Here is a 22,581-nt window from a genome sequence, read left to right on the forward strand (position 1 = left end):
CATTATGGGTACAAGCGGTACAGCGTCCGCGGGAACGGAATCGTCTCGCGGACATGATCCAGACCGCAAATCCAGGCTACCGTCCGTTCCAGTCCGAGACCAAATCCGGAATGCGGCACAGTCCCGTATTTACGCAGGTCCAGGTACCATTGGTAGGCGTCCGTGGACAGCTCATGCTCCTTGAAGCGTTCCTCCAGCAGCTCCGGATCGTCGATCCGCTGCGAGCCGCCGATAATTTCGCCGTATCCTTCCGGAGCGATCATGTCGGCACACAGCACGACGTCCGGACGGTTCGGATCCGGCTTCATATAGAACGCCTTGATGCCGACCGGATAGTGCGTAATGAACACCGGCTTGTCGTAATTTTCGGCAATCGCCGTTTCATGCGGAGCGCCGAAATCCTCGCCCCAAGGAATATCGAAGCCTTGTCCATGCAAAAATTCGATCGCTTCATCGTACGTGATGCGCGGGAACGGCGCCTGGATGTTCTCCAGCTTGGATACATCGCGTCCAACCGCTTCCAGCTCTGCCCGGCAGTTTTTGACGACGGACTGCACCACATGCGTAATGAACTGCTCCTGCACACGAAGGCTCTCTTCGTGATCCGTAAATGCCATTTCCGGCTCGATCATCCAGAACTCGATCAAATGGCGGCGGGTTTTGGACTTCTCGGCACGGAAGGTCGGTCCGAACGAATACACCTTCCCGAGGGCCATCGCCGCGGCTTCCATGTACAGCTGACCGCTCTGCGTGAGATAGGCGTCCTCCTCGAAGTATTTCGTATGGAACAGGTTCGTGGTCCCTTCTGCGGACGTCGGCGTCAAGATCGGCGGGTCCACCAGAGTAAAGCCGTTCTGGTCGAAGAACTCCTGCACAGCGCGGATAATTTCGGCGCGGATCACCAGGATCGCCCGCTGCTTGGACGATCTGAGCCACAGGTGGCGGTGATCCATCAAGAAGTCGACGCCATGCTCTTTCGGCGTAATCGGATAGTTCTCCGTCAGATGAATGATTTCCACATCCGTTACCGTCATTTCATAACCGGACGGGCTGCGCGGTTCTTCGCGCACGACGCCTGTGACGTACAGGGAGCTCTCCTGCGTCAAGCTTTTCGCGTCTTCCCACACTTTATCGGTGACTTCGCTCTTGACGACGACGCCCTGGATGTATCCGGTGCCGTCGCGCAGCTGCAAAAATTGAATTTTACCGCTGGAACGCTTGTTGTTGATCCAGCTGCCAATCGTGACGGTTTCGCCCACGTGCTTGCTTACGTCACGAATTACACATTTGGTGGCCATGCTTCAATCTCTCCCTTAACTTTACTTGCCTGTATCCCTTCAGCCTAGGCGTTCAAGGATTGAACGATCCGGTTGGTATCGCGGGCGATCACCAGTTCCTCGTTCGTCGGAACGACCAGCACTTCCACCTTGGAGTTCTTGGAAGAAATGCGGCGCGGTTCGCCGGAACGGACGGCGTTCAGTTCTTCGTCCAATTCCACGCCCAGGTAAGTCAAATTTTCGCATACTTTTTTACGCAAAACAACCGAATTCTCACCGACGCCCGCCGTAAAGACGATCACGTCTACGCCGTTCAGCGCGGCTGCGTATGAACCGATGTACTTGCGCAGACGGTATTCGTACATGTCAAAGGCCAGCTTGGAATGGGCATCGCCCTTCTCCATCCCTTCGGTAATTTCGCGCATGTCGCTGCTGATGCCGGAAATGGCCAATAGACCGCTGTGCTTGTTCAGCATGGAGTTCACTTCGTTGACCGTCAGCTCTTCCTTGTTCATCACGTAAGGAACGATCGCCGGATCCAGGTCACCGCTGCGCGTACCCATCATCAAGCCTTCGAGCGGCGTCATGCCCATGGAGGTGTCGACCGATTTTCCGCCATCCACGGCGGTAAGGCTGGCCCCGTTGCCGATATGGCAGGTAATGATCTTCAGATCTTCCAGCGGCCGGCCCAGGTACTCCGCTGCAGCTTTGCTGACAAAATCATGCGAGGTGCCGTGCATCCCGTAACGTCTGACTTTGTATTTGTTGTACAGCACTCTCGGAATAGCATACAAATAAGCCGTCTCCGGCATCGTCTGATGGAAGGCGGTATCAAACACGACAACCTGCGGAACGCCAGGCATATTCGCCTCCGTTGCTTTGATCCCCAGCATGGATGCAGGGTTATGAAGCGGCGCCAGATCGAACAGCTGGCGGATTTTAGACTTGGCTTCCGCATCCACCAGAGCGGATTCCTTGAAGAATTCTCCCCCGTGCACGACCCGGTGGCCGACCGCCTGGATTTCATCCACGGATTCGATCACGCCGTTCTCTTTATCCGTCAGCAGGGCAAGCACTTTGCGGATCGCCGTCGTATGCTCCAGAATTTCGCTGACCTCGGTCACGTCCGGACGGCCGGTAGGTTTATGGGTAACGATGGATGAGTCCATGCCGATCCGTTCTACGAGTCCTTTTGCAAGTACGCTTTCGTCTGTCATATCATACAGCTGGTATTTCAGCGAAGAGCTGCCAGCATTAATCACCAAAATTTTCATACGCGGTCACCATCCTTGTCATACTTGAAGAAGCCTACTCCCGTTTTCACGCCCAAATGCCCGGCACGAACCATTTTCTTCAGCACGATGGACGGGCGGTATTTCAGTTCGCCGAACTCGCGGAACATGCGCTCCAGAGCGGCCAGAACCGAATCCAGACCGAAGCGGTCCGCCATTTCGAGCGGTCCGTGCTGGAACGAATAGCCGATCCGCATAGCATCGTCAATATCTTCCGCGGAGGCGACGCCTTCCTGCAGAATATGCAGCGCTTCGTTAATCATCAGGCAGATCATGCGGCTCGTCACAAAGCCTGGGGACTCATAGACCATGATCCCTTTCTTGTCCACGACTTCCTCCACAAAACGCTTCGTTTCCCCGAACGTGGAGTCAGACGTCTTCAGGCCGCGAATAATTTCCACGAGGTCAACCTTGCTGACAGGATGGATAAAGTGCAGGCCGATGACACGCTCCGGATACATCGTCGTGCTCGCAAGCTCCGTTAAGCTGAGCGTAGAAGTATTGCTGGCGAGAATAATATGATTAGGACACACTTGATCCAGCTGGGCAAATACTTCCTTCTTCGCTTCGAGATCCTCCGAAATGGTCTCAATGACCATATCGCAGCTTCCCAGCTCAGCAAAATGGACCACCTTTTGGATTCGGCCCAAAATGAGCTTTTTCTCCGCTTGGGTGATCGCCCATTTCTCCAGCTGCTTATCGAGACTCGTTTCGATCATGCTGTACGAATAATCGAGTTTCTCCGGCGTTTTCTCGACCAGCAGAACGTCCAGGCCTCTGGCGGCCAGCATTTCGGCTATGCCTTGGCCCATCGTCCCCCCGCCGATAACACCAATTTTTTTAAAGTACATGTTTCTGCTCCACCTTCCATGGTCTTCTATATTTATTGTACCCTTCTTGTCGAAAAATACATTTACGACCCAACTTATAATAATAACGCAGCATTAAAAAAAAGTAAAAAAAAGAGCCAGCGCATTAGGCTGGCAGTAGTGAAAACTCATGAAACAGCTTGCGGAATTGTTCGCCGGACAGCGTTTCTTCTGCCAGCAAAATATCCAGAGATTTGTCGAAAATGATCCGGTGGTTCTCCAGAAGGCTGCGCGTTCTGCCCATCAGGTCTTCCAGAATCTCATTGTTCACCTTCATCAGCTCTTCGGTCGTGACCATATCCATGTTTACGATGCCAAGAGACGTAAGGCCGGATCTCATCATCGTCTTGACGATGTCGAGCGCCTGTTCAAAGTCGTTGCTCGAACCGGTACTGCGTCCGCCGTAGAAAATTTCCTCCGACGCCGCGCCGCCGAGAGCAATCATGATCTGCTCTTCCAGGAACGATTTCGTGTACAGGTACTGCTCCGACTGCGGGTTATGGCGCACGTAACCGAGCGCCTTGCCGCGTGGGCTGAGGGCCACCTGGCTGACACTGCCCGGACGTACCAGCTCTGCCATGATGGCATGTCCAAGCTCATGGATGGCGACGCGTTTCTTCTCTTCGATCGTCGATTCACGGTCGGTGCGCTCACCCATCATCACCTTGTCGATGGACATGGACAGATGGCGCTGCTCGATCTCTTTCAGACCTTCACGCATCGTGTAGATCGCGGCTTCGTTCATAACGCTCTCCAGCTGGGCGCCGGAGAAGCCGTAAGATTCCTCGGCGATTTTATCGAGGTTGACATCCTCGTGCAGCGGCTTGTTCTTCGCATGCAGCTCTAGGATGTGCTTGCGTCCCTTCTTGTCAGGCAGGTCCACCTGAATATGACGGTCGAACCGTCCCGGACGAAGCAGTGCGCTGTCCAGCATCTCCTTGCGGTTGGTCGCCGCAATCAAAAGGATTCTCGGGCTGTCCGACGAATAGATGCCGTCCATCTCGGTCAGCAGCTGGTTCAGCGTCTGATCGTATTCGCGCTGCTGCCCGCCTTCGCGCTTGCCGCCGATGACGTCGATCTCATCGATGAAAATGATCGCGCTCTGCTTGTTCTCCTTGGCTGCGCGGTTTCTCGCGTCGCGGAACAGATCCCGGACACGGCCCGCGCCGACGCCGACGTACATTTCTACGAACTCACTGCCGGATGCGGCAACGAATACCGAATCCGTGTAATGTGCGGCCGCCTTGGCCATCAGCGTCTTCCCTGTTCCGGGAGGTCCCGTCAGCAGAATTCCTTTCAACGGGCGAATGCCGAGCTTCTGGATTTCATCATGACGGATCAGGAAGTCCAGTGCCTCGCGCAGTTCCTGCTTGGCATTATCCTGGCCGCCGATTTCTTCAAAAGTGAGCTTCTTCGGCCCGCCCTTTTTACGCTTGCGTTCCGAAGCCGCACCTACCGTCAGTCCGCCTCTCATATTGGTCATAAACAGGAGTCCGCCGATCATCAGGCCGGCGATAATGAGAGGGATGACATTGACCCCTACAAAAGCTAGAAAAATGAATAATACCGGCACAAATCCGATCAAAATTTCCTTCAGCAATTTAGGCATTATTCCCACACTCCCATCTTGCCGGGATCACGGGGCAGAACAAGAAACTTGCTTGAGCTGCCGTCCGTCAGCGTGATATAGACATTTTTCGTGTCCATTTCGGCTTTCGTCTGAATTCCGGTACCCTTAGCCAGATCCTGCAGCTTGACCGGAATTTCCGTATAGCGCTTGTTTTCCATCGCTTCGGCTACAGAGAACATCGCTTTATCCCAATACTGGTTCAGCTTGTCCGATGAATGATCCACAAAATCGAACTTCAGTGTCCGGGTGCCGACGACGGATTTGCCTTCGGTGGAGATTTTATCCGCCAAATCAGCCAAATTTACATTCGGCTTCAAATCGAGTTTCAAATCCACCTGATCGCGGGTAATATTAAAATGTGCGTTATTCACGCCCTGATAATTGCTGACGATTTTTTGCAGCGGACCCTGCAGGGTCGTTTGCCGATAAAAGAACCAGCCGCCAAACAATACGGCAACCGATACAACAACAGTTATAATAATAGGCAATGGACGCAATTTCACTTGTTGTCCCCCTTTCGAAATGGTAAAGCAAAAAAAAAGTAAACTTTAGATGACAAAAATAAATATTTCGTTAGCGGTTCAAGTCCATTGGTCGGCCATCATGCTTCTGTTCCCGTCCGATTCGATGGATGGTTTTGCGCTTGTCGCGAAACACAACCATCTCTTCGTTAGATACACGCATCTGACAGCACTTCTATATACCATGTTTTTCAATAAAGAGCAGAAAAATCTTGTTCCAAGCTGAAGCGGGCTGCTGAATTTTACTGAAAAACGCTATCCTCTAATTAAAGTACAATCCGGGCTGTTCGTCATATATATCTCTTCAATACAAATAAGAGTATATCACATTGTATATACTAAATCGAAGGTAAAGTGTGAATATATTTTAAATATTATCCTTTGTAAGCCAAAGAACCCCATTTGAGGATGGGGTTCTTTCTGCATGATATGGCCGTTTAAACAAAATCATCGATTGGGCAGCGTGAACGGGCTGCCGATTTCCGCTCCGTCGCTGAACCGGTAAAATTGATAGTAATAGTGATCTTTCACCTTATAGAACAGCTGCCATACGTATTCTCCGTTATAGACACCCGGTACGAGGCGCATATCTTTAATGCCGGGAATGGAGCTTTTGATTTTGGCCTTCATCTTCTCTTTGGACATACCGCTGCTCAAAAGCTCTTGATGCACGGTATTCTGGCCTTCCTTGGGTTTTCCCTGATCGGTGAACTGCACCCAGACCATGACCTCCTGGCCCGTCTTGTTCGTCCCTTCCACGACCCAGTAGATGCTGTTCTGGTCCCACACCGACTTTTGGGCATCGGCGACCGACACGATTCCGGCTTCCTGCTTCGCTTTGGCAATAGCGGTGTCCTTTTCGCTCCATTGATCCTGCAGCACGTAAATAAAATAACGGTAAGCGCCGAAAATGATCAGCAGCAGGGCGACAATGCCGAGAAAGATCCATTTTTTCTTGTTCTTCAACCTGAACTTCCTTTCTGAAAGGTGAGCTAATCATCCCGGTCTTATCGGGAGAGAAGACCTTCAAAAGCCGCTTGGGCTTCCCTGCGGATGCGTTCCTCGTCCAGGGTGAGACAGCTGCCGTGCTTCACGACCTGCTTCCCGTCCACCCAGACATGCTCAACGTCCTTCGCGCTGGCCGAATAAATGACGTGTGAAATGAAGTCCGTACGCGGCAGAAAATGAGCCTGATCCGTGTTCACCGCGATAAAATCCGCCTTCATCCCGGCCTCAAGTGCACCGACTCCCTCCAGGAACAAGGATTGGGCTCCGTAGATCGTGCCCATACGCAGCGCTTCCGCCGCGGGAACCGCCGTCGGATCTCCCGAGACGCCCTTATGTATCAAAGCGGCAAGACGCATTTCTTCAAACATGTCCAAATTGTTGTTGCTCGCCGCACTGTCGGTTCCCAGGGAAACCGTAATGCCTGCCTGCATCATGTCGGTAACGCGGGCCACACCGCTCGCCAGCTTCAGGTTGCTGCCAGGGTTGTGTGATACCGTCACATGATGCTTCGCCAAAATGTCGATTTCCTCGTCTGTCAAATGGACCGCGTGTGCCAGAATCGTCGGCCGTGAGAACATGCCGAGCTTCTCCAAATGAATCGCCGGACGCGTTCCATAATCGCGTACATTCTGCTCCACTTCCGCCTTGGTCTCCGACATATGCGTATGCATCGGCAGATCCAGGTCATGCGCCGCCTGAACGAACTTCTCGATAAAATCAGGAGGGCATGTGTACGGGGCATGCGGAGAAATCATCGCCGTGATCCGGCCGTCTGCCTGCCCGTGCCAGTCCTTGGCGAACTGAATGGCTTCGTTCAGCTTGTGCCGCTGCACATCCTCCGGGCACAGACCGATGACACCGCGGGTCAGGGCAGCGCGCATGCCGGACTCAGTCACCACTTTGCCCACCTGATCCATATGATCGTACATATCGAGGAACGTCGTCGTGCCGCCTTTCAGCATTTCGAGCACCGACAGCGAAGTCCCCCAGTAAACGTCATTGGACGTGAATTTCGCTTCCATCGGCCACATTTTTTCCTGCAGCCATTCCTGGAGCACCATGTCATCCCCGTAACCGCGCAGCAGCGACATGGCCGTATGTCCATGGGTGTTGATCAGGCCCGGCATAAAAAATAAATGCGTGCCGTCGACGACCTGTACGCCTTCCTCCAGCTGCGGCTCCTCTTCACCGATATAGGTGATGCGGTCGCCCTCAATGACCATCCAGCCGTGCAATACCGGCTGCTCCGGCCGCAAAACGGCAAAGCTGCCGTTCTTGATGGCCCATTTAGGATTGGCGCTCCGGCTGCTGGAGCTCTTCAAATTGTCCGTCATCTTCCGTGTCGTCCTTTCCGTTGTTCAAATAATAAGCGAGGCTGAGCAAATCCGTCGTAAAATCGGCAGCATGGATCCGGATGCTAGCCGGCGCCTTCAGAATCGTCGGCGCAAAATTCAGAATCGCCTCGATCCCGGCCGCAATCAGCTGATCGGCGACGTTTTGTGCTTCGAAATCCGGGACGGTAATGATCCCGATCCGGATATTTTTGCTTTGTATCGTTTCTTTCAGCTCATCCATGGCCTGTACCGTCAAGGTGTTGATCCGTGTGCCGATTTTGGACGGATTGGCGTCAAACACGGCCACGATCTTCATATTTTCCTTCAGGTAAAAGTTATAGTTGGACAAAGCTTGACCAAGATTCCCCGCTCCGACCAGCACCGCGTTGATCTGCTGATCCAAATTCAGAATTTGACGGATCTTCTCGATGAGATAGGACACGTCATACCCTATCCCCTTACGGCCAAAATCCCCGAAATACGCCAAATCCTTGCGGATCTGCGCCGGGTTGAGATCCAGCTTCTGCCCGAGCTCCTGGGAGGAGACTGTGGCCACCTCCCGCTTGTTCAGCTCATTTAGATATCTAAGATATATAGGCAATCTGCGGACAACCGCCTCGGATATTTTCTCCGATTTCATGCATGTTCCCCCTATTGAACGGCTTGAATATTTATTTGGTTATATAGATTGAACTAAAGTTTTGCATTGAATTTCCTGTTCTAACCGCTTTAGTTCAATCTATCTAATGGACTCATTTAAGACACACCGTCCTGATGAAGCCATTCAGAGATGCGCGGAACCATCTGGTCTGTCTGCATATGCTCCATTTTCGGTCCAGGCAGCGAGTACAGGAAGTACTTCCCGTAATACGATTCGATAACGCGCGTATCGTATACGATGACGATGCCCCGGTCATGGGCGGTGCGGACCAGCCGCCCGAAGCCCTGCTTGAAGCGGATGACGGCCTGCGGGACCGACAGCTTCATGAACGGGTTCTTCTTCTGGCGCTGCAGCAGCTCGCTCTTCGCTTCCACCAGCGGATGGTTCGGCGGCTGAAACGGGAGCCGGACGATTGCCAGGCAAGTCAGCGCTTCACCCGGGATGTCCACGCCTTCCCAGAAGCTGCTTGTTCCAAGCAGCACCGAAGCGCTGCTGTCCGTAAACCGCCGGATCAGCTTCGTGCGGCTGCCGCTGTCTACGCCCTGTCCAAGCACGGCGATGTCGCTTTGTGCAAGGGCTTCTTTCAGCGGCTCGTATACCTGGCGCAGCATGCGGTATGAGGTGAACAGCACCAGCATCCGGCCGTGGGTCGCGATCGCGGCGTCCGCTAGTGAGCGGGCCAGCGTTTCGACAAACAGGGCGTCCCCGACGCTTCCCTTCACGCTTGGAAAATCCCGCGGAATGACGAGCAGCGCCTGGTCCCTGTACCGGAACGGGGACGGAAGCTGGACCGTCACAAGGCGTCCGCTGTCCTGGTCCTCCTGCAGTCCGAGGTTATCGATCATATACTGGAACGATTTATCTACGGATAAGGTGGCGGACGTCAGGATGACGCTCTTTTTCTTATCAAAAAACAGTTCCTTGAGCTGCTTGCTGACGTCAACCGGAACAGCGTACAGCTGGAGCGATTTGCTGCGGAAATGGCCGCTCGCTTCCATCCAGTACACGACGGTTTCGTCGTTCAGCGTCATAAAGAAGCGGAGATTCTCCCGCTCGGAGCTGAGGTCCTTGAGCAGCCCGCCGATATCGGTGATCAGGCTGTCGGAACCGTAATCATCCTGCTCCTCCTTGTATTCGGCCAGCATCTTTTCGCCTTTGCGGACGATTTCCCCCACCGTGACAAAGATCTGGTTTTCGAGCGCCGCCAGCGTCTCCCACTCTTTCGGCTTTTTCCCCGGCTGAAGGCGCAGCGTATACTGGCCGCCGTCGCCGGGAGCAGCGTCGCTCCGTTCCGGAAGCAAGTTGAAGAGCAATTCGCTCAGCTTGTCCCAGTGCTCTTTGACATCGACCAAATCCTCGCTCATCCGGTCGATAACGGCGGTCCATTCACCGGCCTGCTCATAGGCCGACGATTGAAGCAGCTGGCGAAGAGCCGGCAGCTGCCCGCTCCGGGCGTCCTTATAGAGCCGTGTCAGCGTATGGACGACCGTAAAGTACTTCAAATGAAGACCGAGATGCTTGCCGGCAACGTCTTCCAGGTGATGGGCTTCGTCGATCACGAGCCGCTCGTAGGAAGGCAGCAGCTGATGGCCTGCCTTGACGTCCGTAAACAGCTTGGAATGGTTCGTTATGACGACATCTGCGATTCCGGCTTCATGCTTGGCCCGGTGGTAATAACACTTGCGGAACCAAGGACAGGCACGGCCCTGACAGGAGTCCGAGTCGCTGCTTACGGTCTCCCAGAAGTCTCCCGCACGGCCGCCGAGGCTCAGCTCCTCGTCATCACCCGATTCGGTCTGGGCGAGCCAGACGATCATCTGGGCGGCTGTGATGGTGTCTTCCTTCGGATTGATAAAGTCTCTTCTGTTTATTTTATGTTCAAATTTTCTCAAACACAAATAGTGCTGTCTGCCCTTGAACACGGCAGCCTTGAAAGGAAATGGCACGACCTGTGTCAAGAGTGGGATATCCCGCTCCCGGAGCTGCTCCTGCAGGTTGATCGTATGCGTGCTGACCATCACCTTCTGGTCCTGCTTCACGCTCTGATAAATCGAGGGGATCAGGTAGCCGAGCGACTTGCCCGTCCCGGTCCCGGCTTCGATCAGTAGATGCTTGTCCTGATCCAGCGCATTCATCACCTGGTCGAACATGATCGTCTGCGGCTCACGCTCCTCGTAATGAGGCATAATATCGCGCAGCCGTTTTTCGATCTCGGCCAAATATTCCTTAAACTCGACGCCTTTGAGCGGATTGTCGTCCACGTCGTCGCGCGGCGGGGCCATTTCGGTCCAGTCTTCCACCTTAAGCGCCAGCTGGCGGTAAAAGGTGTGGCTGTTCAGATCTTGAGCGGGTTCCCGCTCCTTCTCCTGGCAGAGACCGTCGAAATACCAGCCGAGGTCGCTGTCCTCATCGGCAAACAGCTCGGCCAGCCGCTGCAGCGTAATCAACGGCAGGCTGTTCAGCTCATCCAGGCACTTCAGCAGAACGTATGCCGTCGCCAAAGCGTCGCTGTCGGCCTGATGCGGCCGGTCATGCTGAAGACCGAAGTGTCCGGTCACCATGCCCAGCTGATAGGAAGTCAGCGAAGGGAAGCATATTTTGAGCAGGTCGAGCGTGTCCAGAATCCGCCCAGAGAACGGCAAATAGCCGCACCGGTCGAGTGCGTTTTGCAAAAAATTAAAATCGAATGCTACATTATGCCCTACCAGGACCACGTCGTCGAGCAGCGGCACGAGCTCCATCATCATTTCTTCCAGGGCCGGAGCTGCGGCCACATCCTCATTCGTAATGCCGGTAAGTCCCGTAATAAACGGAGGGATTTCGATACCCGGGTTGACATAAGAGCCATACACCTTTGAAATCGTCCCATCCTCTTCTATAATGGCAAGTCCAACTTGAATAATTTCGTCTGCGGACTGGTTGCCTGTCGTTTCGAAGTCAAGTACGGCAAATTTCATGATTCCTAAATCCTTTCGTCCAGTCTCCTTAACAGCATAACAGAAGATTTCACATTTGAAAATTCAAGGAAGGAAAAACTTGAACTTCCGGTTCTATAGAAAAAGACGACACCCGGCGCTTTCCGTGCAGCGGGCATCGTCTTCTCACATGCATTACATCAGCGATATTAACTGGCTTCCATAATGAAGCTGACCGCACTGTTGCTGGCAAACCTGCAGATTCATGAGCGGATCCGGGAACGAGGGATCATGCGAAAGCGCCAGCGTAAAATAATCCTGGGCCTTGCCAAGCTGCCCTTGCATCGCCTCGACACAGCCAAGCGCATTCAGCACCATCGCCTTCAGCTTGGGATGCTGGGCAAGCGGCAGAATCCACTGGAAATGATGGCGGGCTTCCGCCGGCTCCTCCAGGTGCAAATACGCCATAGCCAAGTACATCCGGGCCAAAAAGCTGTCGGGGAATTCAAGGATCACCTGCGCAAATTGCTGGGCCGCCTGCCTGTACATCAGCAGCTTGAAATATCCCTGCCCCCGGATAAAGGAATCCATCTCGACCTCGGGCGTTTCATGCTGCGGAAATACAGGGGCGATCTTGGCCTGCTCCCGGAAAGCGCCCATTTTCTCTTCAAAAGACAACCATTCTTCTATGATGCCGTCGCTCATCGTTTTGAGCAAATTCCACTTTTGGATCAGCTGATGCTTTTGGGCCTCCTGCGCTGTGGGGTAATGTTTCACGATTTCGTCTAACATGTTGTTCATTTCCGCGAATACATGCTGAAACATGGCTGCATCCCACCTTAAACAAAAATGAAATCAGTGCGGTCACCTGAACTCATTTTTTGTTAACCCGGGCTTTTTCATTCCCGCTCCGGGCTGCCATTCCTTGTCTTAGCTTCCCCGCGCATACATGACCAGTCCTTAAATAATCGTGGCGTGAACCTCTTTGCTCATTGTATTCATCGGCTTGTTGGATTCATTCACAAAAACTACCGTCGGCTTGTGGCTTTTGATTTCCTCATCGGACATGACGGCATAGGATATAATAATGACGGTGTCACCGGGCTGAACCATGCGGGCTGCCGCCCCGTTCAAACAAATCACACCGCTCCCGCGGGGACCTGGGATGACATAGGTTTCCAGACGCGCCCCGTTATTGTTATCCACCACTTGGACCTTTTCGTTCTCCAGCAGGTCGGCGGCTTCCATCAAATCTTCATCGATCGTTATGCTTCCCACATAATTCAAATTCGCTTCGGTTACGGTCGCACGGTGGATTTTGGATTTCATCATCGTTCTGTACATCGGTCAATTCGCCTCCTTGGGATTAAATAAACGGTTATCGATCAGGCGCGTCCGACCGAAACGGACGGCTAGTGCCATCAGGACGGCCTCGTCCTTCCGGCTGATTTCTTCGTCATCGGGATAAGGCTGAAGCCCTGGGAAAGACACGACCTCGGCGTATTCGATATCGGCCAGCGGAGACTGGCTGATGACGCGCTGCAGGAGGTTTCGAATGTCCCCGGCGGTTATCGCCGTCCCCTCGCTCACAGCGGCCGCAGCCTCGCGCAGAGAGCGTGACAGCACAAGCGCCTGCCGGCGTTCCTCTTCGCTCAGGTACACGTTGCGCGAGCTTAGAGCTAGGCCGTCTTCCTCACGTACGATCGGGCAGGGAACAATCTCTACGTTCATGTTGAGATCCTGTACCATCTGCTGAAGCACGGCGACCTGCTGCACATCTTTCATGCCAAAATAACCTTTATCGGGCTGAACGATGTTGAACAGCTTGCTCACCACCGTCGTCACGCCGTCAAAATGCCCCGGACGGGAGGCTCCGCACAAACGGGTCGTAATGTCCGACACCATGATTTTGGTCTTGGTCGGCTGCGGATACATCGTCTCCACCGACGGAAGGAAGACCAGATCCGCTCCTTCCGCTTCAGCCAGTGCCAGATCTCTTGCTTCGTCACGCGGATAAGTTTCGTAGTCCTCGCCCGGACCGAACTGGATCGGGTTAACGAAGATGCTGACGACGACAATTCCATTATCTTTGCGGGCACGGCGGATTAAACTGGCATGCCCCTCATGCAAATAACCCATCGTTGGAACCAGGCCGACCGTGGCTTCCGGTCCCAAATTTATTTGTAGCGCCCGTATACCGCTGCGCAGTTCTTCAATCGTTCTTACAGCTTTCATGCGCGTCCCACCTTCTCCTTTCCTTTGCCGTACAAGTTCTCGACGACCTGATCGTCTGCCGTAAATACATGGGTCTCATCCGGAAAAGAGCGGCTCTTCACGTCATGAACGTACTGGCTGATCCCGTCGCGAACGATCGTTCCGATGTCACCATAGGTTTTGACAAAACGCTTGTCGCGATACGGGGATGCGTACTTAAACAAATCATGGAATACGAGCACCTGGCCGTCGACATACCGTCCGGCGCCAATCCCGATGGTGGGAATCGACAGCTGCTCGGAAATATAGCGGGCCACTTCCTCCGTTACCAGTTCAAGCACAACGCCGAAGGCCCCTGCTTTTTCGAGAGCCTTCGCATCTTCCAGCAATCTGGCGGCATCCGCCTCGTCTTTACCTTGAATCCGGTAACCCCCGATCTGGTTCACCGACTGCGGCGTTAAGCCGATGTGGCCAAGCACGGGAACGCCGGCTTTGACGATCGTTTCCACCGCGTTGCAGATTTCGCGTCCGCCTTCCATTTTCACAGCATGGGCATGACCGTCCTGCATCAGGCGTTTGACGTTGTCCAGCGTGCTGTCGATGCTTCCGTGGTACGTCATAAACGGCATATCAGCCACGATAAATGTATGCCCGGCGCCTCTGACAACCGATCTCGTATGGTACACCATGTCGTCGATCGTGACCGGCAGCGTGGAATCATAACCGAGCACCACGTTCCCGAGCGAATCCCCGACCAGAATCATGTCCACGCCGGCTTCCTCCGCCAAGCTCGCCGAAGGATAGTCATAGGCGGTTACCATGGAGAGCGGGATGCCATCCGCCTTCATCTTTTTCATTTTCACGATATTCAGTGGTTGTTTGTTTGCCATTGTGCTTCTTCCCCTTTCGATGGGTGTGAAAAATAGGATAAAAACAAAAAAACCTTTTAGTGAGTCACTAAAAAGGTCCGAAAGGGCATAAAGGGTCACTTGCGATCGTCCCTTCTGTCTCGGTCCTTCCGGCTCAGAGCAGAATCCAACGTAACGGCAATATTCCATTTGCAGTTATGAGGGTGTTCTTCAAACAAAAACATGCAGAGTGCAGTTCGATCATCTGTCGATACCGCCTCTACATGTCATTATAGCAAAAATTCATTATATTTTCATCGTCTAAGTTCGACATCTCCGGAAAAAACAGGAATCTGCTCTCCCGAATCGGTACGAACTCGAAGCGCGCCGCTTGCATCAAGCCCGTCGGCCATTCCTTCGATCGGCCCGCGTGCGGTCTGAATCGACACACGCTTGCCCAACGTTACCGACAGCGCCTCCCACAGCGAGGCGACCGGCTGAAATCCGTCTTTGCGGTACAGCTCGTACAGCATTTCAAACTCTTCCATCACCGTGGCGATGAGCGCCATCCGGTCGATCGGCTCACCCGCCTCGATCTTCAGGGAAGTTCCGATCCCCGTCAGCTCTTCCGGATAATCGTCGCGGTCCAGGTTGGCGCTGATTCCGATGCCGGCAATGCAGTAGCGGACATGCTCGTCCTCCGCCGCCGACTCCAGCAAGATGCCGCAAATTTTCCGCCCGTCGACCAGCAGGTCGTTCGGCCATTTCAAACCGGCCATGACGCCTGTAACCTTGCGGACCGCCCGGCACACCGCCACTCCGGTCAAGAGCGTAAGCTGCGGTGTGTAATGGAGCGGCTGCTCTGGCCGAAGGACCAGGCTCATCCAGATGCCTTTACCATAGGGAGAAAACCATTTGCGGCCCATCCTCCCCTTGCCGCCGGTCTGTTCTTCGGCAATGACCAGGGTGCCTTCCGGCGCCCCCTCCTCAGCCAGCGCTTTCGCTTCTTCCTGCGTCGATACCGTCGTCCCCAATATTTTCAGCTGCGATCCCATCACTTTAGACTGTATCCGCTGCGCCAGCTCCTGCTGGTCCAGCAGGTCCGGCTTGCTGACAATCCGGTAGCCTTTATGAGGAACCGCTTCAAATTCGTACCCTGCCTCACGGAGCTTGTTGATCTGTTTCCAGACCGCGGTTCTGCTGACCGACAGCCGCCGGCTGATCTCCTCGCCCGAAACAAATTCTTCCGCATCCAGCAGTATATCCAAAAGGGTCTCAGCCTTTTTCATCGGTAACCATCACCCGTCTCACTTCTTCTGTCAAATCCAATTTCGTATTGGGCAGCATGCCTGCCGCCGCTTTAAACAGCAATTGCTTCAGCAGTTCTCCCACCCAAGGTCCGCCCCTTTTGCCCGAAATCGCAATCAAATCGGAGCCGCCGATCTGCAGCTCCTGCAGGTGGAAAATCCTCATTTCGTCCATCCATTCCAGCCCGCGGGCCAGCAGCTCATCCGCTGCCGTCCCCCTGTTCTCCTGCGGCAGTACTGAGCAAAGCAGGAGCCAGCGCCGGATAGATTCTTTACCGTATTTCAGTACTAGACCTACCCACTGCTCTCTAAGATGGGTCTCGCCACTCAACCCTTTTACCTCTTCGTCCAAATACAAAAGGGCTTCAACCCTCTCGCGGGCATCGTTGGAAAACGTATACTGGCGCATCAGGTTTCCGGCATCCTGTCCGGATAAGCCGCAGGCCAGCATAAGCAGGGCCCATCTGACAGCGGTCTCCTTGGAAGGGATGTCGCCGATCCTGGACAGGGAGGCGTCCACGGTGCTAGATGTAAACGGTACCCGGGCTTTTTCCAGCAATCGGCTCCTTCCCAGCAGGCCCAGGCCGAGATAAGGATGAGGGCCCTCCATCATTTTGTCGAGCTCCGCCCGGATCCGCTCCAGCGCGATATACTGAATTCCTTCTCTTTCCAGGAGAAGGCCTTTCCAGGTGTTAAAGGCAATGCGGTAACCGAACACCGAGGCAAATCGGATGCATCGGACCATCCGTAGGGCATCCTCCTGAAAGCGGACACGGGCCTCTCCAACGCAGCGGATGATGCCTTTTCGAATGTCGTTTTCACCATGGTAAGGGTCAACGATCCGTCCCTGCCGGTCACAGGCAATCGCGTTCATCGTGAAATCCCGGCGGCGCAAATCCTCGGACAGATTTCGCACAAAGGCCACTTCCGCCGGCCGGCGGTGATTTTCGTATGAACCTTCCACCCGATATGTAGTAACCTCAAAGGCGTAGTTTCCAACCAGAACGGTGACCGTTCCGTGCTCAATCCCCGTAGGCACCGTCCGTTCAAAGAGCCGGGTCACTTCGTCGGGGCGTGCCGATGTCGTAATATCCATGTCGTTGACCGGCCGGCCCATCAGTTCATCACGCACGCATCCGCCGACCCAATACGCTTCATGCCCATGCGCTTCGAGGACGGACAGCACCTGCTCGGCGCAGCCCGCCATCCCGGCATCCGCCTGCTTCCATTTCATAACTTTCCATGACCCCCTAAATGACTACCTCTTATCTGCACACCGCATCCAGCTGGGGCACCTCGCGTCCGAGAACGCGATAATAGATCTGTTCATACTTGCGTGTGATCAATGCGTCAGAAAATTCCCGGCATGCCCGGGTCAGACAGGCCTCGCGGAACCGTGCGGCAAGATCGCTATCCGTCAGCAGCCGCAGCACTTGATCGGCCATCTGGTCCGTATCTCCGATCGGGGACAGGAACCCGGTCTCGCCGTGAACCACCAGTTCGGGAATTCCACCGGCGAGCGATCCCACCGTCGGAACGCCGCATGCCATCGCTTCAAGCGCAACCAGGCCGAAGCTTTCTTTTTCCGATGGAAGAAGCAGCACGTCAGCCAATGAGATGACTTGTGCGATCTCGTCCTGCTTGCCCAAAAAGTGGACTTTATGTTCCAGTCCGAGCTCCCTGATCTTGCATTGGACCTTCGGCAGCTCCGGACCTTCCCCGACGAACAGCAGCTTGGATGGCATCCGCTCGTTGACTTTGGCGAAGATGTCCACGACGTCACCGACGCGTTTGACCGGGCGGAAGTTGGAAATATGCATCAAAATTTTCTCGTCCGGTTCGGCATAGTCGCCACGGAGCGAGGACGTATCGCGCGGATAATAGATGCGCTTATCCACAAAATTGTACGTCAGATCGATATCGCGACTGATATCCAGCACTTCACGGGTTTCCCGGATCAAGTCTCCGGATACCGCCGTGACCGCATCGCTTTCGTTGATCGCAAGGCGTATCAGATCCTTTAACGATTCGTCCTGCGCCAGTACCGTAATATCCGTGCCATGAAGCGTCGTGACCACCTTCAGGTTGCTTCCTACCATCTGCTTGGCCAAGAAGGCGCACACCGCGTGAGGAACCGCGTAATGGACGTGTAAAATGTCCAGCTGCTGCATATTGGCCACTTGTGCCATTTTGGTCGCAAGGGATAAGTCATAAGGAGGATAGCGGAATACGTAATAATCACTGACTTCGACCTCATGATAAAAAATGTTTTTATGGAATTGCCCTCCCAGCCGGAATGGAATGCTGTGGGCAATAAAGTGTACCTGGTGGCCCTTTTCGGCCAGCAGCTTGCCGAGCTCGGTCGCGACTACACCTGAGCCTCCGAGTGACGGATAGCAGGTGATGCCAATTTTAAGTGATTGACCCAAGCTTCGTGTCCCCCCTTCTTTACATGCCTTCTCTATATTATGTACCCAGAGAATATTAAAAACGTCTGGCGACGTTTCATTTTACAGCGTACAACCGCTCAACCGGGTATTTCGATTGCGCGCTTTCAGCTTATAAAAAGTCAGAACTGAAATCAAGCCTAAAGATTGGGCGCTTGACTTCAGTCCTGTCTATCGGTCATTATTCGGATCATGAAATGAACATGTCCACGACGTAAGGCGACTTGATCGCAAAGCCTTCCGCGTAGGGAATGAGCCTGCGCTGGCCGGTCAGCCGGTCGCGGGATCTGACGCGTTCGATATATCCCTGATTCAGCGGGGTAACCACCGTATCTCCTTCAACCGGAGTCATCTCAAACTGCGACCGGTAACACAGGAGCGCCTGTTCCTTCATTTCCTGCTGTGCGGTAATATCCACCATCAAATCGGCTCTGCCCATATCATTAATGAAGTAAAAATACAGCTGCTCCACCTGTACAGGCGGCTTGTCCGGCATGTACCGGCGCAGCTTGGCGTTGAACACCGCTTCCTCAACCAGCTTGCTGCAGGCTACATGATCGGGATGGCGGTCTTCCCAATACGGAGCGAAAACGACCCTCGGCGCATGACGGCGGATTTCCGCAGTGATGGCGTCCACATGCTCCGGCGTGATGAACAGTCCACGGTCCGGCAGTCCAAGGCTGCTCCGCATGGAAAGACCAAGAACGCCAGCCGCGGCCGCCGCTTCCTGCTTCCTGCGCTCGACCGTTCCATTAGAGGACATTTCCGCATAGGTCAAATCGCAGATCCCCACTTTAAGCCCGGCCTGCACATGCTTGATGATCGTGCCGCCCATCCCGATTTCGGCATCGTCCGCATGGGCACCGAAAATCAGAATATCCAGCCGTTCACTCATATTTCAGCACCCGGCTTATATTTATGTACCAGCTCGCGCCAGGCAAAATCTCCGCGGTCCAGCGCCTTGACCAAAATTTCGGCCGTTGCGATGTTAGTCGCAAGCGGAATCCCCTGGACGTCGCAAAGACGGAGAAGCGCATTGATGTCCGGCTCGTGAGGCTGAGCCATCAGCGGATCCCGCAGGAAAATAATGAGGTCCATCTCATTCTCGGCCACGAGCGCCCCGATCTGCTGGTCACCGCCGAGCGGACCCGACATGAACCGGTGGATTTTCAGGTTCGTGCCCTCCATAATCCGTTGTCCGGTCGTTCCTGTGGAATACAGCTGGTGTCCCTCAAACACATGCTCATAAGCCGTGACAAAGTTGACCATCTCGTCTTTTTTTCGGTCATGTGCGATGAATGCGATTTTTAGCATGTTGTAACCCCTCCTGAACTACTCTATAAAATGGTCAAACCCGTAAACCATACCCTCGTACGTCATAACCTTCTCAACCGCCATTTTGACACCAGGCATATATCCTGCCCGCTCATAGGAATCGTGGCGAATCTTCAGCGTTTGGCCAAAGCCTCCAAACAATACCTCCTGCTGGGCGAATACGCCAGGAAGGCGGACGCTGTGAATGCGGAAACCGTTATAATATCCTCCGCGCGAGCCTTCAATCGTCTCTTCCTCGTTCGGATTTCCTTGGCGGATCTCCTGGCGGTTCTGAGCGATCATTTCAGCCGTTTTGATGGCGGTGCCGGAAGGCGCGTCGAGCTTCTGATCCCCATGGAATTCCATGATTTCGAGATGTGGGAAATACTTGGCTGCCTGCGCCGCAAATTTCATCATCAGAATGGCCCCGATGGAGAAATTCGGTGCGATCAGCCCGCCGATCCCCTTCTCCTTGCACTGCTTGTCCAACTCTTCGATTTGTTCCGGGGTGAAGCCCGTTGTGCCGATCACGGGACGAACCCCGTGGGATACAGCCAAGACCGTGTTGGGGTATGCGAACTGCGGTGTCGTAAAGTCCACCAGCACGTCCGGCCTTCCTTCGACCAGTGCCATCTCCAGATCGGAGGTCAGCTTCACGCCGCATTCCGGTAGTCCGGCCAAAGTGCCTGCGTCCGTCCCCTCTCCGGACCGTCCGACGGCGGCAACCAGCTCCAGATCAGGATCCTCGAGTACCAGTTTGACGACTTCCTTGCCCATTCTGCCGGCTGCTCCTGCGACGGCTACTTTGATGGTTGACATGTTAGCTCCCCACTTTCTCATGATTTATAGAATGAACTAAAGAAAGTCCTGTTCTGACACGGAAAAATGACCCGGGGATCCAGACATTACATGAGATAAACTTTAGTTCATTCTATTTAGGTGGATGAATCGTATAAATACGAGTTTAGCCGGCCTTTTAACTGCTCCAGCATATCCTGCAGGCCGTGGTCATGGGGTTGAAGGGCGATGACTTCCTTGATAGCCGATATGGCAAGCGCGTGCTCGTTCAGCTGGCTGTAGGCAAGCGCAAGCCAAATATACGCCTCCCCGTAGAGCGGGTCGAGCCGCACCGCTTCCTTCAAAATAGATACCGTTTCATACAATTGATTGGCAGGTGCTACATCGGGAGAATCGATCGTTTTCTTCGCATCCTGCACGATGCGCATCGCCTGCAAATGCTGAACATACAAACCGTATTCCGGCTTATCGGGTGCAAGCCTGGAGGCTTCTAGCGCACGTTCCATGGCCTTATCCAGCCGGTTGCTTCTTGCATAGGTTACGGAGCATCTATAATGAATTTCTGCATCCTCGGGGTTTTCGGCGATCGCTGCTTCAAACCAATGAAGTGCTTCTTCAAAATCGTTCTGCAAAATACAATGGTAAGCCTTTTGGACAAAAGGTTCGGACTGCATAGCTGCTCCCCCCGTTCAGGCGGTTTTCCTACAGCATATGTTCATTTCGCCTAATCGGTGTCCTTTTTCGTCCAACGGTCCTTATCGCGCGTATTGAATTTGTGCATGACCTTGTCATGCGCTTCCGTCAGGTCGATCCCCAGCGAATTCGCAAAGCACATCGTTATGAACAATATATCTCCGAGCTCAAGCTCAATGGAATTATCCGCTTCGGAAGGCTTCTTCGGCTTTTCCCCAAACCGGTGGTTCACCTCGCGGGCGAGCTCACCGACCTCTTCGGACATCCTTGCCAGCATCGATAACGGACTGAAATACCCTTCTTTGAACTGGGAGATGTACCGGTCGACTTCCCGCTGCATCTCTGCCAATGACTTCTCCATGATACCGAACCGTCCCCCTCTTTCGTATGTACAATGCTTCACGTCACGCCGGACGCTAGTTTACTCCATATGTTATCGCAAAGCGGAAATGAAAACAAATATTTTTTAATCGCCGGGGAAAAAGGTATACTATGGAATGGAGCGAAGAAAAACCTTTCTTCCTACTTCTGGTATTGCGGGGGATTTCATGAGTTCATCCAAGTTGTTTATTCAGCTCAAGCTCGTATTGCCCATCATACTGGGCTCTGCCGTATATGCCTTCGGCCTGCTTTATTTCATTATCCCTAACCAGCTGATGGAAGGGGGCGTTACAGGGGTAACGGTCCTCCTGAATTATGCATTTTCCATTCCGCCTTCCCTGTCGACCCTGGTACTGAACATCCCGCTCTTCCTTCTCGGCTGGAAGATCCTTGGCGGCAGACAGATGATTTATACGGGCGTCGGGATCGCATCGCTGACGTTTTTTCTGTGGTTCATCGAAAAGCTGATTGATGCCGGGTGGATCACGCCGTTTCAAACGGAAAGAGACTACATATTGGCTTCCCTGTATGCAGGCGTCACTCTCGGAGCCGGGCTGGGCGTCGTATTCCGCTTCGGCGGGACGACCGGCGGATCCGATATCATTGCACGCATTTGCAACCGGCGATTTGGCTGGAGCATGGGACGGGTTATCCTCGTGATCGATATTATCATTATTGGGGCTTCCCTGTTCTTCATCCCCAGAGAGCGGATCCTGTACACCTTCGTAGCCGTCTTCATCGCCTCCAGGGTGATTGACTTTATCCAGGAAGGTGCCTATGCAGCCAAAGCCTTTACGATTATTAGCGACCACGCCCAGGAAATCGCCGACCAAATCACGGTCGAGATGGAGCGGGGCGTTACGCTGATTCCGGCCATAGGCGCGTACTCCAAGCAGGCCAAGCATATGGCCTACTGCGTCGTCGGACGCCAGGAGATCCGCAGGCTCCACGATATTGTGAAATCGGTGGACCCGCGGGCATTCGTCATCATTAGTGATGTGCACGACGTTCACGGCGAAGGTTTTAAGGAAGAATAATCAAAAGCACAAAAAAGCCCCCGGCTGTTGAAGCC

The 22,581-nt window shown here is 53.8% G+C and carries 22 protein-coding genes; 1 reads left to right on the forward strand and 21 read right to left on the reverse strand.

The features are described 5' to 3' along the window. Positions 1–2: 2 nt before the first annotated feature. The 21 genes from asnS to KI379_RS17735 form a co-directional block, all read right to left on the reverse strand. Positions 3–1,298, reverse strand: coding sequence for an asparagine--tRNA ligase (gene asnS, locus KI379_RS17635; protein WP_076170891.1), 1,296 nt, complete (start codon positions 1,296–1,298; stop codon positions 3–5). Positions 1,299–1,342: 44 nt separating this feature from the next. Further along, on the reverse strand, positions 1,343–2,551 hold the full coding sequence (locus KI379_RS17640; protein WP_116229725.1) for an acetate/propionate family kinase: 1,209 nt from the start codon (positions 2,549–2,551) through the stop codon (positions 1,343–1,345). Beyond that, positions 2,548–3,420, reverse strand: coding sequence for a 3-hydroxyacyl-CoA dehydrogenase family protein (locus KI379_RS17645; RefSeq protein ID WP_076170885.1), 873 nt, complete (start codon positions 3,418–3,420; stop codon positions 2,548–2,550). Before KI379_RS17645 ends, KI379_RS17640 begins: the two co-directional genes overlap by 4 nt. A gap of 124 nt (positions 3,421–3,544) precedes the next feature. Further along, complete coding sequence (locus tag KI379_RS17650; RefSeq protein WP_116229724.1) at positions 3,545–5,047, reverse strand: AAA family ATPase; 1,503 nt, start codon at positions 5,045–5,047, stop codon at positions 3,545–3,547. Then, on the reverse strand, positions 5,047–5,571 hold the full coding sequence (locus tag KI379_RS17655; RefSeq protein ID WP_116229723.1) for a hypothetical protein: 525 nt from the start codon (positions 5,569–5,571) through the stop codon (positions 5,047–5,049). Before KI379_RS17655 ends, KI379_RS17650 begins: the two co-directional genes overlap by 1 nt. A gap of 465 nt (positions 5,572–6,036) precedes the next feature. Next, positions 6,037–6,555 (reverse strand): cell wall elongation regulator TseB-like domain-containing protein, encoded by a 519-nt coding sequence (locus KI379_RS17660; RefSeq protein ID WP_076170879.1) that lies wholly within the window; start codon positions 6,553–6,555, stop codon positions 6,037–6,039. Positions 6,556–6,596: 41 nt separating this feature from the next. After that, on the reverse strand, positions 6,597–7,931 hold the full coding sequence (locus KI379_RS17665; RefSeq protein ID WP_212984338.1) for an amidohydrolase: 1,335 nt from the start codon (positions 7,929–7,931) through the stop codon (positions 6,597–6,599). Then, positions 7,885–8,571, reverse strand: coding sequence for a redox-sensing transcriptional repressor Rex (locus tag KI379_RS17670; protein WP_076170875.1), 687 nt, complete (start codon positions 8,569–8,571; stop codon positions 7,885–7,887). Before KI379_RS17670 ends, KI379_RS17665 begins: the two co-directional genes overlap by 47 nt. 116 nt (positions 8,572–8,687) lie before the next feature. Next, entirely contained in the window at positions 8,688–11,549 is a 2,862-nt protein-coding gene (gene dinG / locus KI379_RS17675) for an ATP-dependent DNA helicase DinG (RefSeq protein WP_212984339.1), read from the reverse strand. A 153-nt stretch (positions 11,550–11,702) separates the two neighbouring features. Next, complete coding sequence (locus tag KI379_RS17680; protein WP_212984340.1) at positions 11,703–12,332, reverse strand: tetratricopeptide repeat protein; 630 nt, start codon at positions 12,330–12,332, stop codon at positions 11,703–11,705. Between the two features lie 135 nt (positions 12,333–12,467). Beyond that, positions 12,468–12,851 carry an aspartate 1-decarboxylase gene (gene panD / locus KI379_RS17685; RefSeq protein WP_076170868.1) on the reverse strand — a complete coding sequence of 128 codons (384 nt, stop codon included), beginning with the start codon at positions 12,849–12,851 and terminating at the stop codon, positions 12,468–12,470. Positions 12,852–12,854: 3 nt separating this feature from the next. After that, a complete protein-coding gene (gene panC / locus KI379_RS17690) occupies positions 12,855–13,742 on the reverse strand; it encodes a pantoate--beta-alanine ligase (RefSeq protein WP_212984341.1) in 888 nt (295 codons plus the stop codon). Further along, positions 13,739–14,611: a 3-methyl-2-oxobutanoate hydroxymethyltransferase gene (gene panB, locus KI379_RS17695; RefSeq protein WP_212984342.1), complete on the reverse strand. Its 873-nt coding sequence runs from the start codon at positions 14,609–14,611 to the stop codon at positions 13,739–13,741. The genes panC and panB overlap by 4 nt, the downstream gene beginning before the upstream one ends. A gap of 272 nt (positions 14,612–14,883) precedes the next feature. Beyond that, complete coding sequence (locus KI379_RS17700) at positions 14,884–15,858, reverse strand: biotin--[acetyl-CoA-carboxylase] ligase (protein ID WP_212984343.1); 975 nt, start codon at positions 15,856–15,858, stop codon at positions 14,884–14,886. Continuing rightward, on the reverse strand, positions 15,845–17,110 hold the full coding sequence (locus KI379_RS17705) for a CCA tRNA nucleotidyltransferase (protein WP_212984344.1): 1,266 nt from the start codon (positions 17,108–17,110) through the stop codon (positions 15,845–15,847). Before KI379_RS17705 ends, KI379_RS17700 begins: the two co-directional genes overlap by 14 nt. A gap of 31 nt (positions 17,111–17,141) precedes the next feature. Further along, positions 17,142–18,305: an N-acetyl-alpha-D-glucosaminyl L-malate synthase BshA gene (gene bshA / locus KI379_RS17710; RefSeq protein WP_212984345.1), complete on the reverse strand. Its 1,164-nt coding sequence runs from the start codon at positions 18,303–18,305 to the stop codon at positions 17,142–17,144. Positions 18,306–18,513: 208 nt separating this feature from the next. Next, positions 18,514–19,218: a bacillithiol biosynthesis deacetylase BshB1 gene (gene bshB1, locus KI379_RS17715; RefSeq protein ID WP_212984346.1), complete on the reverse strand. Its 705-nt coding sequence runs from the start codon at positions 19,216–19,218 to the stop codon at positions 18,514–18,516. Next, positions 19,215–19,637 (reverse strand): methylglyoxal synthase, encoded by a 423-nt coding sequence (mgsA, locus tag KI379_RS17720; RefSeq protein WP_145132016.1) that lies wholly within the window; start codon positions 19,635–19,637, stop codon positions 19,215–19,217. Before mgsA ends, bshB1 begins: the two co-directional genes overlap by 4 nt. Positions 19,638–19,655: 18 nt before the next feature. Beyond that, positions 19,656–20,456, reverse strand: coding sequence for a 4-hydroxy-tetrahydrodipicolinate reductase (gene dapB, locus KI379_RS17725; RefSeq protein WP_145132014.1), 801 nt, complete (start codon positions 20,454–20,456; stop codon positions 19,656–19,658). Between the two features lie 116 nt (positions 20,457–20,572). Continuing rightward, positions 20,573–21,109, reverse strand: a complete 537-nt coding sequence (locus tag KI379_RS17730) for a tetratricopeptide repeat protein (protein WP_076170121.1) — start codon at positions 21,107–21,109, stop codon at positions 20,573–20,575. 50 nt (positions 21,110–21,159) lie between these two features. Continuing rightward, positions 21,160–21,489, reverse strand: coding sequence for a nucleotide pyrophosphohydrolase (locus KI379_RS17735; protein ID WP_076170120.1), 330 nt, complete (start codon positions 21,487–21,489; stop codon positions 21,160–21,162). Between the two features lie 187 nt (positions 21,490–21,676). Here KI379_RS17735 and KI379_RS17740 point away from each other — a divergent pair, with 187 nt between their 5' ends. Beyond that, the gene (locus KI379_RS17740; protein ID WP_076170119.1) at positions 21,677–22,546 is read left to right on the forward strand and encodes a YitT family protein; all 870 of its coding nucleotides are present in this window, start codon (positions 21,677–21,679) and stop codon (positions 22,544–22,546) included. Positions 22,547–22,581 lie beyond the last annotated feature (35 nt).

Origin of the sequence: Paenibacillus cineris (assembly GCF_018333335.1) — a bacterium.
Taxonomy (GTDB): Bacteria; Bacillota; Bacilli; order Paenibacillales; family Paenibacillaceae; genus Paenibacillus_AQ; species Paenibacillus_AQ favisporus.

Bases quoted from the DNA above. Each gene is read 5' to 3' on its own strand.
- KI379_RS17640 (WP_116229725.1), bottom strand. From the start codon at position 2,551: ATGAAAATTTTGGTGATTAATGCTGGCAGCTCTTCGCTGAAATACCAG.
- dinG (WP_212984339.1), bottom strand. From the start codon at position 11,549: ATGAAATTTGCCGTACTTGACTTCGAAACGACAGGCAACCAGTCCGCA.
- KI379_RS17645 (WP_076170885.1), bottom strand. From the start codon at position 3,420: ATGTACTTTAAAAAAATTGGTGTTATCGGCGGGGGGACGATGGGCCAA.
- KI379_RS17700 (WP_212984343.1), bottom strand. From the start codon at position 15,858: ATGAAAAAGGCTGAGACCCTTTTGGATATACTGCTGGATGCGGAAGAA.
- KI379_RS17670 (WP_076170875.1), bottom strand. From the start codon at position 8,571: ATGAAATCGGAGAAAATATCCGAGGCGGTTGTCCGCAGATTGCCTATA.
- panB (WP_212984342.1), bottom strand. From the start codon at position 14,611: ATGGCAAACAAACAACCACTGAATATCGTGAAAATGAAAAAGATGAAG.
- panC (WP_212984341.1), bottom strand. From the start codon at position 13,742: ATGAAAGCTGTAAGAACGATTGAAGAACTGCGCAGCGGTATACGGGCG.
- asnS (WP_076170891.1), bottom strand. From the start codon at position 1,298: ATGGCCACCAAATGTGTAATTCGTGACGTAAGCAAGCACGTGGGCGAA.
- KI379_RS17665 (WP_212984338.1), bottom strand. From the start codon at position 7,931: ATGACGGACAATTTGAAGAGCTCCAGCAGCCGGAGCGCCAATCCTAAA.
- KI379_RS17680 (WP_212984340.1), bottom strand. From the start codon at position 12,332: ATGTTTCAGCATGTATTCGCGGAAATGAACAACATGTTAGACGAAATC.
- KI379_RS17650 (WP_116229724.1), bottom strand. From the start codon at position 5,047: ATGCCTAAATTGCTGAAGGAAATTTTGATCGGATTTGTGCCGGTATTA.
- KI379_RS17705 (WP_212984344.1), bottom strand. From the start codon at position 17,110: ATGAAATGGAAGCAGGCGGATGCCGGGATGGCGGGCTGCGCCGAGCAG.
- KI379_RS17740 (WP_076170119.1), top strand. From the start codon at position 21,677: ATGAGTTCATCCAAGTTGTTTATTCAGCTCAAGCTCGTATTGCCCATC.
- panD (WP_076170868.1), bottom strand. From the start codon at position 12,851: ATGTACAGAACGATGATGAAATCCAAAATCCACCGTGCGACCGTAACC.
- bshB1 (WP_212984346.1), bottom strand. From the start codon at position 19,218: ATGAGTGAACGGCTGGATATTCTGATTTTCGGTGCCCATGCGGACGAT.
- mgsA (WP_145132016.1), bottom strand. From the start codon at position 19,637: ATGCTAAAAATCGCATTCATCGCACATGACCGAAAAAAAGACGAGATG.
- KI379_RS17730 (WP_076170121.1), bottom strand. From the start codon at position 21,109: ATGCAGTCCGAACCTTTTGTCCAAAAGGCTTACCATTGTATTTTGCAG.
- dapB (WP_145132014.1), bottom strand. From the start codon at position 20,456: ATGTCAACCATCAAAGTAGCCGTCGCAGGAGCAGCCGGCAGAATGGGC.
- KI379_RS17735 (WP_076170120.1), bottom strand. From the start codon at position 21,489: ATGGAGAAGTCATTGGCAGAGATGCAGCGGGAAGTCGACCGGTACATC.